Origin of the sequence: Novosphingobium sp. MMS21-SN21R, from assembly GCF_031846015.1 — a bacterium.
Classification (GTDB): Bacteria; Pseudomonadota; Alphaproteobacteria; order Sphingomonadales; family Sphingomonadaceae; genus Novosphingobium.
In genome coordinates this window covers 985570-998643 of sequence record NZ_JAVRDU010000001.1, presented here as the reverse complement: position 1 = coordinate 998643, position 13074 = coordinate 985570, and the positions used below count along the sequence as shown (strand labels likewise).

General features: G+C 66.3%; 11 protein-coding genes and 1 pseudogene. 6 read left to right on the top strand and 6 right to left on the bottom strand.

The genetic code is table 11. The features are described 5' to 3' along the window. Positions 1-77: 77 nt before the first annotated feature. The gene (mgtE, locus tag RM192_RS04735; protein WP_311506420.1) at positions 78-1526 is read left to right on the top strand and encodes a magnesium transporter; all 1449 of its coding nucleotides are present in this window, start codon (positions 78-80) and stop codon (positions 1524-1526) included. Between the two features lie 75 nt (positions 1527-1601). After that, positions 1602-2009, top strand: a complete 408-nt coding sequence (locus RM192_RS04730; protein ID WP_311506419.1) for a DUF1489 domain-containing protein — start codon at positions 1602-1604, stop codon at positions 2007-2009. Between the two features lie 6 nt (positions 2010-2015). Here RM192_RS04730 and RM192_RS04725 read toward each other — a convergent pair whose 3' ends face one another. The 4 genes and pseudogenes from RM192_RS04725 to RM192_RS04710 all read right to left on the bottom strand — a co-directional run bounded on the left by RM192_RS04725 (position 2016) and on the right by RM192_RS04710 (position 5957). Then, complete coding sequence (locus tag RM192_RS04725) at positions 2016-2612, bottom strand: twin-arginine translocation pathway signal protein (protein ID WP_311506418.1); 597 nt, start codon at positions 2610-2612, stop codon at positions 2016-2018. An 88-nt stretch (positions 2613-2700) separates the two neighbouring features. After that, complete coding sequence (gene nudC / locus RM192_RS04720) at positions 2701-3594, bottom strand: NAD(+) diphosphatase (protein WP_311506417.1); 894 nt, start codon at positions 3592-3594, stop codon at positions 2701-2703. Then, positions 3594-4889 (bottom strand): serine hydrolase domain-containing protein, encoded by a 1296-nt coding sequence (locus RM192_RS04715; protein ID WP_311506416.1) that lies wholly within the window; start codon positions 4887-4889, stop codon positions 3594-3596. The genes nudC and RM192_RS04715 overlap by 1 nt, the downstream gene beginning before the upstream one ends. Before the next feature lie 4 nt (positions 4890-4893). Beyond that, positions 4894-5957: pseudogene (locus tag RM192_RS04710) on the bottom strand (A/G-specific adenine glycosylase). A 29-nt stretch (positions 5958-5986) separates the two neighbouring features. On the opposite strand from RM192_RS04710, the gene RM192_RS04705 reads away from it, so the two are divergent. The 4 genes from RM192_RS04705 to smc all read left to right on the top strand — a co-directional run bounded on the left by RM192_RS04705 (position 5987) and on the right by smc (position 11537). Further along, positions 5987-6553 (top strand): DUF721 domain-containing protein, encoded by a 567-nt coding sequence (locus RM192_RS04705; protein WP_409233819.1) that lies wholly within the window; start codon positions 5987-5989, stop codon positions 6551-6553. Further along, entirely contained in the window at positions 6550-7254 is a 705-nt protein-coding gene (locus tag RM192_RS04700) for a thioredoxin domain-containing protein (RefSeq protein WP_311506414.1), read from the top strand. The genes RM192_RS04705 and RM192_RS04700 overlap by 4 nt, the downstream gene beginning before the upstream one ends. A 65-nt stretch (positions 7255-7319) precedes the next feature. Then, complete coding sequence (locus tag RM192_RS04695) at positions 7320-8069, top strand: thioredoxin domain-containing protein (protein WP_311506413.1); 750 nt, start codon at positions 7320-7322, stop codon at positions 8067-8069. A 30-nt stretch (positions 8070-8099) separates the two neighbouring features. Further along, the gene (gene smc, locus RM192_RS04690) at positions 8100-11537 is read left to right on the top strand and encodes a chromosome segregation protein SMC (protein ID WP_311506412.1); all 3438 of its coding nucleotides are present in this window, start codon (positions 8100-8102) and stop codon (positions 11535-11537) included. On the opposite strand, the gene soxR is transcribed toward smc, so the two are convergent. Next, positions 11534-11974 (bottom strand): redox-sensitive transcriptional activator SoxR, encoded by a 441-nt coding sequence (gene soxR, locus RM192_RS04685; protein WP_311506411.1) that lies wholly within the window; start codon positions 11972-11974, stop codon positions 11534-11536. The genes smc and soxR overlap by 4 nt on opposite strands. Before the next feature lie 164 nt (positions 11975-12138). Beyond that, positions 12139-13053, bottom strand: a complete 915-nt coding sequence (gene ubiA / locus RM192_RS04680) for a 4-hydroxybenzoate octaprenyltransferase (RefSeq protein WP_311506410.1) — start codon at positions 13051-13053, stop codon at positions 12139-12141. Between the last annotated feature and the right edge of the window lie 21 nt (positions 13054-13074).

Here is a 13074-nt window from a genome sequence, read left to right as displayed (position 1 = left end):
AGGGCCTTCCCCGGCAAAGTCACGCCTGCGCCGCCTAGGCGGTTGCTTTTGCCGGTCGAGAGGCTAACCCCGCCGGGATGGAGCGCGATCAGGACCTTGCCGATACCCTGCTCCCCGACGCGGACGACCTGGTCCCGGCGGCCGAACCATCGCGCCATGCCGAAAGCCTCGACGAGGCGGACAACACGCTGCGCCCCTCGTTCGTGCGCAAGGTGTCAGAAGCGCTGGAAAACGGCGAGGATGAGGCAGTCTACAACCTTGTAGAGCCGCTGCATCCCGCCGACATCGCCGACCTGTTCGAACTGATCGACCGCGACGACCGCGTGCTGCTGGCGCGCGCGATCAACGACCTGATGGGCGGCGAGGTCTTTGCCGAACTCAACGACCACGTGCGCGAACTGCTGGTCGACGAACTTGATCCCGACGAGGTGGCCGACCTTGCCGAGCAGATGGAGACGGACGACGCCGTCGCCCTGATCGAGGATCTCGACGAGGAAGACCAGCAGGCGGTGCTGGCCGAGATGGAGCCGGAAGACCGCGCGGCCATCGAATCGGCGCTGTCCTACCCGGAAGAAACTGCCGGACGCCTGATGAGCCGCGACGTGATCGCGGTTCCAGAGGCGATGACGGTGGGCGACCTCATCGATTTCCTGCGCCGCAACGACGATCTTCCCACCGAGTTCTGGGAAGTGTTCATCGTCGATCCCAAGCACCATCCGCTGGGCACCTGCCAACTGGCGTGGATCCTGCGTGCGCCTCGCAGCGTGCTGCTGTCGGACGTGATGAAGCGCGACCAGACGCTGATCCCGGTGACGATGGATCAGGAAGAAGTTGCGTTGCGCTTCCAGAAATACGCGCTGATTTCCGCGGCCGTGGTGGACGAGAGCGGGCGGCTGGTCGGCCAGATCACCGTCGACGATATCGTCCACATCATTCAGGAAGAGGCGAGCGAGGACATCCTGCGCCTGTCGGGCGCGGGCGACGGCGACATCAATGAGCCGATCCTGCTGACCGTGCGCACGCGCCTGACGTGGCTGATCGTGAACCTTGGCACGGCGCTGGTGGCAGCATCGGTGGTCGGGCTGTTCCAGGGCGCGATTGCACGGTTTGCGCTGCTGGCTGTGCTGATGCCGATCGTTTCGGGCATGGGCGGAAATGCGGGGACGCAGACGCTGGCGGTGGTCGTGCGCGCCATTGCGACCAACCAGCTGACCAGCTCGAACACCGTGCGCATGATCCTGCGCGAATTCAGGATTGCCGCGACAAACGGCGCAACGCTGGGACTGCTGATCGGCGCGGGCACGGCGCTGCTGTTCGGCAATCCGCTGCTGGGCGCGGTGATCGGGGCGGCGATGGTGATCAACAATCTGGTCGCGGGGCTGGCCGGGATACTCGTGCCGGTGACGCTCGACCGGCTGAAAGTGGACCCGGCTGTCTCTTCTGCCGTATTCGTGACGATGGCGACCGATGTCATGGGCTTCTTCTCGTTCCTCGGCCTCGCCGTGCTGAGCGGGCTGGCCGGGTGACGCGCAGCGAGCGTGCTTCGACAGGCTCAGCACGAACGGATTTTGTACATCAGAGCCGGACTTGAGACAGATTTTATGCCGCTGCACATGACCAAGGTTGCCTATGGTGCGCAGTCGCTGACGGAAATCCATGAGTGGTTTTCGAGCGGCGGGCGGCGCGGCGATGCCAGCGAGGCGCGGCTGACGACCAAGAACCGGCCCAAGCGCGCGGCCGAGATGATCGGCAGTTCGCTGTTCTGGATTCACAAGCACCAGTTGGTCGCGCGGTCCGAAATCCTCGGCTTCGAGGATGCCGAGGGCGGGCGCACGAACATCGTCATCTCGACCAAGCTGATCGACGTCCACCCCAGCCCCAAGCGCGCCCATCAGGGGTGGCGCTATCTGGAAGACGCCGACGCGCCACGTGATTTGGCGGATGGCGAAGCGGGCGAAGTGCTGCCGGCGCAGATTGCGTCGGAACTGGCTAAGCTGGGGCTGGTCTGAAGCAGGCTATCCAGCTTTGCTGGCAGCGACTTTGGAATCCCATTCTTCCCACCCGATAGCGCGGCCGGGATATGCCACGTTCTTGAACGGCCAATCCGTGCGCATCCAACCTTGCACCCAAGTGTAGAGTTCGGCGTCAAAACCGGCGTCGTGTTCGGCCTTGGTCACCCACATGCGGACTTCGGCGTCATAGCCCTTTACGGGGCTGGGATAGACGTAGACGCAGCCGCGCTCGCGGAGGCCGTCGGGGGTGAGGACTGCATAGGCGAAGGATGTGCGGGCCTGAAACCGGGCCTGTTCGGTTTCCATGTCGCGCATGGCATCGACATCGGTGATGCCGGTGTGCGGCCAGTCCGGGCTGCGGGTGAACGTCTTCTGCAGGTGGTCGATGGAGGACATGTAGGCGTCGAAGTCGATCTTCACCAAGGCGGGACCGAGGGGAACGAGCTTGAACTTCGGAGTTTGGGCGAGGGTCGGGACCGTGAAGCTGGCGGGAACGGGTGATACGGCAGGTGTTGCTGCAGCGTCCCCTGCCTGCGCCGGGACGCCTGCGGTGATCATCATCGCCAAGGCCAGCACTGCGCCAAATCGCCCGAGGTTCATTCTGCACGCTCCCAATGCCGATCCTTATCCGGCTTTAGGTTCGGCGCGCAGCTGCCAGCAATACGACTTTCACGAAAGGCAGGCGGAGTTACCGCGCCAGCCACCACTTGAGCAAATGGTGCGCAACCGCAAACGGTGGCGGGGCGATGAAAGCGCCGTCTTCGGCGCCGCTCATGGCGTGGGCGACTTCCTCGCGGGTGAACCAGCGGGCGTCGTCGAGTTCGGTTTCGTCGATCACGATGGTCTTGTCGTCGGCATAGGCGTGGCAGCCGATCATCAGGGATGACGGGAACGGCCAAGGCTGGCTGGCGACGTATTCGACCGAGCGCGCTTTGACGCCTGCTTCTTCCAGCACTTCGCGCTTGACCGCGCTTTCGAGGCTTTCGCCGGGCTCGACGAAACCTGCCAGCGCGGAGTAGCGGCGCGGCGGGAAGCGCGGCTGGCGGCCGAGCAGCAGTTCGCCATCGCATTCGACTGTCATGATCGTGACCGGATCGACGCGGGGGAAGTGTTCGGCTTTGCAACGGTCATTGGTGCAGTTGCGCTGCCAGCCGCCCTTGGCGAGCGTGGTGGGGCTACCGCAGCGGGCGCAGAAGCGGTGGCGGGCGTGCCAGTCGACAAGGCTGCGCGCGCCGCCGTAGATCGCGAGATCGGTGGGCGATAGCATGCCCATGGCGCTCCACAGGCGCGGGTTGGGCGGGGCAACGCTGCCGATCATCGCAGGCGTGACTTGCGCGAAGCAGGCCCTGGGGTCTTTGGCACCGTCTTCCATCAGGCCGAGGAACACGAGTTCGGCGGCGGGATCTGCATCGGCCAGCGTGCCCCAATCGAGGCTGCCATCGGGCGCGATGACCGGATCGATCCCGTCCAGCTTGAGCAGGCGCGCGCGCCAGTTCATCAGGCTGGTGAGCTTTTCGGCATCGGCGCGGATGTGGTCGGTGCGGTCAAGCCCAGCGCCTGCGAAGGCAATCGTGGTCTCCATCAGACTGCGGCCTTCTTTCCAGTTACGTCGGCCAGCACGGCCTGTGCGAATTCGCGGTGCACCGGGTAAGTTTCGGCCGGCATGTACTGGGTGTACAGCCCGGCCCGGATGCCTGCACGATAATTGACAAATGCCACTGTGCCGGCAGCCCCGCCCCAGCCGTAGGTTCCGGCATCTTCGCCCAGCCCGACCGAACCGCCTGCACCGAAGCCGTTGCCTTTGATGAACGATTGCGAAACGTCTGCGCCTTCGGGCAGGAGGTTGCTGGTGCCGAGGCGGACGGCGGCTTCGCTCATCACTTGCCGGCCCTCAATCTTGCCGAAACCCAGCAACATGCGCAGGAAGCGGTCATAATCACGGGGGGAGGACACCAGTCCGGCCCCACCGAACGGGCAAGGCGGCGCATCGAGATAGATCGAGGAACGGCCCGGATCGATCGGCAGAAGCATCCCGGCGGCAACTGCATAATTCGTGGTAAGGCGCGCGACTTGCGCTTCCGGCACGCGGAACCACGTTGAATCCATGCCTGCTGGCGCAAACAGACGGTCCTGCAGGAACTGGTCGAACGGTTGGCCCGAGACCATTTCGATCAGCCGCCCCATCACATCGAGACCGACCGAATAGCTCCACACGCTGCCGGGTTCATAGACGAGCGGCATCGTTGCCAGCACTTCGGTGAACTGCGCAAGGTTGGCCAACGGCTTGAAGCCTTCAAGGCCCGGCAGGGGCATTCTGCTGGCCCGCCCCGGCACGAGGCCTGCCTTGATATAGGCGTCCTTGATCGGGCCTTTCTGTATGATCGAATAGCCCAGACCCGAGGTGTGGGTGAGCAGGTGACGCACGGTGATCTGTGCTTTGGCAGGGCGCAAGTCGGTGATCGAGCCATCGGGCGTGACCTGCACCTGCAGTTTGGCGAAGGCGGGGATCAGATCGGCGATGGGCTGGTCGAGCCGCAGTTTGCCTTCGTCGACCAGCATCATCGCTGCCATGCCGGTAATGGGCTTGGTCATCGAATAGATGCGGAACAGGCTGTCCATATCGACCGGGGTCTGGCTGATCTTTGCGAGGGTTCCGCGCGCAATGTCGAGCGGGGCGGCACTGCTGCCGGCCCCAAGCGCCGCGATCATGCCGGGCAGCTTGCCCGAGCCGACATAGCCTTCGATCATGCGCGAGACGGCGGGGAAGCGGGCTTCGGCCGCGGCGCTGGCAAAGGCCGCGCGCGGCACGAGTGCACTGCCGGCGAGCGCGCCGAACGAACCGATCAGTCCGCGCCGGGACAGGGTCATGGCGTTCATGTGTTCAGGCATTCCTTTCAGCAACTGCCAGCCGCGCTGCTTTGGCGAACACGGTGGGCAGCCCGGCAGCTTCGATCTCGTCGACCGGCCACCATTCTCCCACCGGCAGAGTAACCAATTCGGGCGAGGCGCAAAGCATCAATTGCAATTCGAGATCGAAATGGGTGAAGCCGTGGCGGACGACACCGCAATGAGTCCATTCGCCGCCGAGCGCGTCCGTGCCATCGCCGCGCGCAGACCAGCCGTCGTCGGGCAAGGCGCGCATCCCGCCAAGCATGCCCTTTGCTTCGCGCTGGACGAGCAGCACCTTGCCGTGACGCTCGATCCAGTAGGCGCGGCCCTGCCGGGTGGGTTTGGGCTTTTTGGCGGCCTTGACCGGCAGGCGCTCGGGCGCGCCCTCGGCATAGCCCCGGCATTGGCTGCGCAAGGGGCAGAGCATGCAGCGCGGGGAACGCGCAGTGCAGATCGTGGCGCCGAGGTCCATCATGGCTTGGGCGAAGTCACCCGCGCGCTCGTCGGGGGTGACCTGGCCTGCGGCAAGGCGAATCGCGGGCTTTGCGAAAGGAAGCGGTTCTTCGATGGCGAAGAGGCGCGCGACGACGCGCTCGACATTGGCGTCGACAACCACGGCGCGGCGGCCAAAGGCGATCGCGGCAACGGCGGCGGCGGTATATTCGCCGAGGCCGGGGAGCGCGCGCAAAGCTACTTCGCTATCGGGGAACACGCCGCCCTGCCCCGCAACCGCGCGGGCGCAGGCGAGCAGGTTGCGGGCGCGGGCATAGTAGCCGAGGCCTGCCCATGCGGCCATGACATCGGCATCGTCGGCAGCGGCCAGATCGTTGACAGTGGGCCAGCGGGCGATGAATTTGGCGAAGTATGGACCGACAGCGGCGACGGTGGTCTGCTGGAGCATGACTTCGGAAAGCCATACGCTGTAGGGATCGGGCGCTGCCCCCCCGGCGCGGCGCGCCATGGCAGGCGGCGGGCATTGGCATCGTACCAGGCCAGCAATTCGGGCGCGATTTCAGCGGGATCGAAAATAGGCGTGGCCTCTGCTCTGGCTTGCATCGCGCCGCTATGGCATGGCGACGAGCAAGATGGAAAGCACCCCTTCGGACGCCGCAAAGAAGAAGAAGCCTGCAACGGTCAAAGCTGTTGCAGGCAAACCCTACGAGCGTCCGCGCGGGGGTGAGGCGCGGCAGATCGCCGATTTGATGCCTGCCATCGGGCGCACCGCCTTCCGCCGCTTCGGCTTCGTGCAATCGAGCGTGGTCACGCGCTGGCCCGAGATCGTGGGCGAGCGACACGCGCGGCACTGCATGCCCGAATCGATCCGCTTTGCACCGGGCGAGAAGGCCGACGGCATCCTGCAACTGGTGGTGACGCCCGCCCACGCCACGATCATCCAGCACGTTACGCCAGAGATCATCGAGCGCGTGAACCGCTTTTTCGGCTATAGCGCCGTGGCGCGGGTGAAAATCCGGCAAGGTGTGGTTCAGGCACCAAAAGCGAAAGAAGCGCCGCGCGCCGCGCCGCCATCGCTGAAGCCCATAGCGATGGAACTGGGGGATTCGCTGCGCGACATCGGCGATCCCGAACTGCGCACCGTGCTGGAAAGCCTGGCTCGCAGTCTGGATGTGGCAGCGAAGGGGAAGGTTTCGTGAAGAAGGCAATTGCGACCGCCGTATTTGCGCTGGGGGTGCTGGTTTCGCTGACGGGCGCAGGCAAGCCCGCCAAGCCGGTCAGTCGCGCCAACTGGGTGGCGGCAGGATCGGTGACGCCGGAGGGTTACCACGTGCTCGGCAATCCGGCGGCGGCGCTGCGGCTGACCGAGTTCGTCAGCTATACCTGCCCGCATTGTTCGCACTTCGAGGTGGAATCCGAGGCGCAACTCAAGATCGGCATGGTTGCGCCGGGCAAGGGCGTGATCGAGGTGCGCAATTTCGTGCGCGACCCGATCGACCTGACCGTGGCGCTGCTGACCAATTGCGTGCCCGCCAACCGGTTCTTCCAGCTGCACACCGCATTCATGCGCAATCAGCCGACATGGATCGTGCCCGCCACCAATTCGAGCGAGGCACAGCGGCAGCGCTGGACGACCGGGCCATTCGCCGCGCGGACGCGCGCAATTGCCAGTGACTTCAAGTTCTATGAATTCATGGGCTCGCGCGGGATGGACCGCACGGCGGTGGATCGCTGCCTTGCCAACGAGGCGCTGGCCAAGAAATTGGCGACGCAAACCCAGGAAGCGATGGACACATACAACGTCAGCGGCACCCCGAGCTTCATGGTCGATGGCGTGCTCCTGGCGGGCACACACGATTGGACCTCGCTGAAACCGCAGCTTGAGGCGCGGTTGAAGTAGGCCTTCAAACGCGGCCATTGATCGGCTAGCGTCCTGCAAAATCCAGCAACGGGAATCCCCTGACGATGAAATTCGCCCGCGCCCTGCTTCTTGCCGCCCTGCCCCTGACGCTTGGCCTTGCCGCCTGCGACAAGAAGGGCGATGCCGCGACCGGGGAGGTTTCGAGTTCGGAACCGATCGCCAAGATCTCCGCGCCTGCGGGGAAAAATTGGACCGAGACGTTCGCGGTGACACCCGAAGGCGGTTATCTGCTAGGCAATCCCAACGCACCGATCAAGCTGATCGAGTTCGGCGCGCTGTCGTGCTCGCACTGCGCGGCGTTTTCGAAAGAAGGCTTCCCCAAGCTGCGCGACGACTATGTTGCGTCTGGCCGGGTAAGCTATGAATTGCGCCTGTTCCTCCTGAACGCGCTCGACATGCCCGCCGCGCTGCTCGCCACGTGTGGTTCGCCTGAGGCCGTGATTCCGCTGTCGGAGCAGTTCTGGGAATTCCAGCCCACGATGTTCGCCAACCTCCAGAAGGATGACGCCGCATTCCAGCAGGTCTCCAACCTGCCGGTGGACAAGCGCTTTGCCGGGATCGCGCAGCTTGGCGGGATGAGCGAATTCTTTGCCTCGCGCGGGATCGCGGCGGCGCAGGGCGCTTCGTGCCTGGCCGATACCGCCAAGGCAACCAAGCTTGCGACCACGAACGAGCAGTGGAGCAAGGAGTTCGACATCACCGGCACGCCGACGTTCTTCCTGAATGGCAGCAAGACCGGGGTGGCCACCTGGGCCGAACTTGAGCCGATGCTGCAAAAGGCGGGCGCACGCTAAAGGCGGCGGCGGGGTTCGGGGGGACAGGCCGTGCAGATCAGGCGATTGAAGCTTTCCGGCTTCAAGAGCTTTGTTGAGCCTGCCGAACTGCGCATTGAACCCGGCTTGACCGGGGTTGTCGGCCCCAACGGCTGCGGCAAGTCCAACCTGCTCGAAGCGATCCGCTGGGTCATGGGCGAAAGCTCGGCCAAGTCGATGCGCGGCGGCGGCATGGACGATGTGATCTTTGCTGGCACCGCTACGCGGCCCTCACGCGCCTTTGCCGAAGTGATGCTGACCGCCGAAACCGATCCTGCGGGGCCGTTCGGCGGTGAGCTTGAAGTCGTTCGACGGATCGAGCGCGGCGCGGGCAGCGCCTACCGCGTGAACGGGCGCGATGTGCGGGCGAAGGACGTGGCGCTGGTCTTTGCCGATGCCGCCACTGGCGCGCACAGCCCGGCTTTGGTCAGCCAGGGCCGTATTGCGGCGGTGATCGCGGCCAAGCCTGCCGAGCGGCGGATGATGCTGGAAGAGGCGGCGGGGATCGCCGGGCTCCACGTGCGCCGCCGTGATGCCGAGCAGAAGCTGCGCGCGACCGAGACAAACCTCGCCCGGCTGGTCGACCTGCTTTCGGGGCTGGAGGGCCAGATAGCCACGCTGCGGCGGCAGGCGCGCGCGGCCGAGCGCTACAAGGCGGTGAGCGAGAAGATCAGGCTGGCCGAGGCGCGGCTGGTGTTCGCGCGCTGGCGCGATGCGGCGGCGGCGGCGGAAGCGGCACGCAAGGAAGCCCGAGCGGCGGATGAGCGGGTTTCCGCCGCGCAAGGCCTCGCCAAGGCCGCACAGGACGCGCAGCACAAGGCGGCGGCGGCTCTGGCGCAGGCGCGCGACGATCTGTTCGACCGGCGGCAGGACGCCTCGGCCCATGGTCAGCGCATGGCCTCGCTCACCGCGCAGCTTGAGGCCGCCGAGCAGCGGGTCAAGGACATCGACCGGCAGCTTGCGCGGATCGAGGAGGATCGCAGCAGCGCCGACCGTCTGACCGAGGATGCCGCAGCGGCGATGACCCGGCTTGAGGCGGACATGATCTCCGCCGAAGCCGCGTTGAAGGCGGACGAGACGCGGCGGCCCGCGCTGGTTGCGGCGGCGGACGATGCCGACCGCGCGGCGCGCGCCGCCGAAGTGGCGCTGGCGCAGCGCGTGGCGGAACAGGCCGGGATCGACGCGGAATGGCGGGTGGCCGAAGCGGCGGTGGCGGCGGCCACGGCGCGGCTGACGCGGCTGGATGGTGAAGCGGCGCGGCTGGGGCAGCAAGCCGAGGCTTTGGCACGCGAGGCTGATCCGGCGGCACAGATTGCCCAGGCGGAAACGCGCCGTGCTGACGCGGCTACGGCACTGTCGGAAGCGGAAGCCGAGCGCGGGCACCTTACCGCGAGGCGCGAGGCGCTGTCAGCGGAGCGGGACGCTTCGAGCAATGCTCTCGCGCAGGCGCGGGCCGAGCTATCGGGCGTGCAGCGCGAGGCCGATGCGCTCGCACGTGACAAATCGGCGCGCGAGAAGGCAGCGGCAGCAAAAGGTCGCGGCGCTTCAGCGATTTCGGGCACGCGCGTGGCGCCGGGGTACGAACGCGCACTGGCGGCGGTGCTGGGGCGCGATGCCTCGGCGCCCATCGGGCCGGCACCGATGGAAGCCGAGGGCCGGTTCTGGACCGGCGCCGTGGTGCCTGTGAAGCTGGCGGATTCGCTGGCGCACCATGTACCGCAGTGCCCGCCGGAACTTGGCGCCCGGTTGGCGCTGGTGCGCGTGGCCGAGAGCGACGACGGGCAGGCGCTTGCTCCCGGCGAATGGCTGGTAACCCGCGATGGTCGGCTGCGGCGCTGGGACGGCTTTGTCGCGCGCGGCGAAGGCGCGGCGGAAGCTGCGGCGCTGGAGGCGGAGAACCGTCTGGCGGAGCTTGAAGGCCTGCTGCCTGACCGGGTCGAGGCAGTGGCGCGTGCCGAAGCTGCGTTTGCTACGGCGCGTGAGGCCTTGGGCGAGGTTCAGGCGCGACTTGGCGCTGTGGAGAAGGCGATTTCGGCCGCGTCGGACGCAGAACGCGCGGCCTTGCGGGCGCTGGATGCGGCGGAGGCTGCGCGCGCGCGGCTAGACCAGCGCAAGGCCGAGATCGCGCGGGTGCAGAGTGAGCTTGGCGAGCAGCGACACGTGGCAGGCGCCGAACTTTCGGCAGCGAACGACAAGCGCGCGGCCCTGCCCGATCCGGCAGCCGGGCGTGCAGCGCTGGACGCGGCGCGGGCGCGCAATGATTCAGCGCGCTCGGGCCTCTTGGCAACGACGGCAGCGGCGGCGTCGCTTGAGCAGGCCATTGCGGTCGGGCGTGAGCGCCTCGCCGGGCTGAAAGGCGATATTCGCGCATGGCAGGCGCGTGCAGGCGATGCCGCCAAGCGGCTGGCCGAGATGACCGGGCGGCGTGAGGAACTCGAAGCCGAGCGGGCCATCGCCGGGGCCAAACCGGAAGGGCTGATCCGCGAGATCGAGGGCGGCGAGGCGATCCGCGAGCGGCTGACGACTGATCTGGCCGCTGCCGAAACGGCGCTCACGCAGGCCGATGCGGCGGCGAAGGCGGGAGATACTGCGCTCGCCGCTGCGAACGAGGCGCTGGCAACTGCGCGTGAAGGCCGTGCCGGAGCCTCTGCACGGGCGGAGAACGAGGACGCGCGGCGGCAGGAAATGGCAGGAATTTCGGGCGAGCGATTCCAGTGCCCTCCCCCGATGCTACCCGAACGCTTTGAATTTGACGCGGCCGAGGTCGCCTCGGCAGGCGAAGAATCTGCGGCCATGGACAGGCTGACAGGCGAGCGCGAGCGGATCGGACCGGTCAATCTCGTGGCCGCCGAGGAACTTGCCGAAGCCGAGGAGCGTCACGGCACCAGCGTGGCCGAGCAGGCCGAACTGACCGAGGCGGTGCACCGGCTGCGCGGGTCGATCGGCAACCTCAACCGCGAGGGCCGCGAACGGTTGCGGGCGGCATTCGAGGCTGTCGATGGCCATTTCCGGCGTTTGTTTGGCAGGCTGTTCGGCGGCGGCGAGGCGCATCTGGCACTTATCGATAGCGACGATCCGCTGGAGGCGGGCCTCGAAATCTTCGCACAACCGCCGGGCAAGCGCCTGCAATCCCTGACGCTTTTGTCTGGCGGCGAGCAGGCTCTGACGGCGGTGGCGCTGATCTTCGCGTTGTTCCTGACCAACCCCGCGCCGATTTGCGTTTTGGACGAAGTCGACGCACCGCTCGATGACGCCAACATCGAACGCTTCTGCGACCTGCTCGACGCGATGGTCGCCGAAACCAGCACGCGCTACCTGATCGTGACGCACAATGCGGTGACCATGAGCCGCATGCACCGCCTGTTCGGCGTGACCATGGTGGAACGCGGCGTCTCGCGGCTGGTCAGCGTGGATCTCGGCGGCGCGGTGGAGCTGCTTGAGAACGCTTAATCCAGCACGTATCTTGGCCCCGGTCCCGCTGCGCCGGCGCGGTCTTCCTTGTTGGTGAGCGCGCAGCGGTCGAGGCTGAGGCAGCCGCAGCCGATGCATTCGTCGAGCTTGTTGCGGGTGCGGGTGAGCAATTGGATGCGCGCGTCGATTTCCTTGCGCAGCGAGCGGCTGATCTTCTGCCAGTCCATCACTGTGGGGGTGCGGCCCTGCGGCAGTGTGGCGAGCTCGCGTTCGATCTCGGGCAGGCCGAGACCGAGGCGCTGGGCGATCTGGACGAAGCTCAACCGGCGAATGTCCGAGCGCAGGAAGCGGCGCTGATTGCCGCCGGTACGCTGCGAGGTGACGAGGCCGCGTTCTTCGTAATAGCGGATTGCGGAAACCGCGAGGCCGGTGCGGCGCGACAGCATGCCAATCGGGATCAGATCGTTGCGAGTCATGCGTTCCCCCTGTTGCGACACCGGGTTTGTGGTCGAAAACGCGTGACCTCAAGCTAACTTGAGGTTGCCGGTTGGCAAGGCATTAATCGTCCGGTCTGGCGAACATTCTTGAAGAACCAGTGCTATAACGTTGTAATATATGGCAATCGCCGCCTAACCCAGAATTACGCAGCGCCGACGATATAGCAGGCAGTAGCCATCAGGAGTCCGGCAAAGCGGTTCGAGCGGAACTTGGTCAGCGGGTCGGCACCGTCCTGCCTGAGCGTCAGCACCTGCCAGCCGAGGTGCACAGCGACCGGCAGGAGCGCCAGCAGGGCCAGCGCATCGGGCCGCGTCAGCCATACGGCGCCTGTCCAGCAGGCAAGCGCCAGTCCATAGAGCACGGTCACGCCCAGCCGGACATGCCGCCCGAACGAGAGGGCGGACGAGCCGATGCCGACTAGCGCATCGTCCTCGCGGTCCTGCAGCGCATAGATCGTATCGTAGGCCATGCACCATGCCCAGCACCCTGCGTAGAGAGCGGCAAGCGGGGCGAGGCGGGCAAAGCCGGTTGCCTCGATCCAGCCGACCGGCGCGCCCCATGTAAAGACCAGACCCAGCCACGCCTGCGGCCAGCCGGTCACGCGCTTCATGAACGGGTAAGCAGCGACGAGGGCAAGGCTCCCGAGGGCCACGACTTGCGCCTCCCAGCGCAATTGCAGGAGGACGAGGAGGCCGATGGCGCACAAGGAGAGCAGCCAGATCCACGCCCCGCGCTTTGACACCGCGCCGCTGGCGACGGGCCGCGCGGCGGTGCGGGCGACGCGGGCATCGAGATCGGCGTCGACGATGTCGTTATAGACGCAGCCTGCGCCGCGCATGACGATGGCGCCGAGCAGCATCCATGCAAGGATGCCCCAGCGGGACGTGCCGCCTGCAAGGAACAGCCCCCAGGCACAGGGCCAGAACAGCAGCCACCAACCGATCGGACGATCAAACCGGGCGAGCAATGCATAGTTGCGCAGCGGCTGTGGCAGCCGCGCGACGAGGCCGCGATGCTCGCTGTCGGGGACAATCTGTTCCGAAGTGATTGTGTCCATGGCGTGATGCCTTACCGTCTG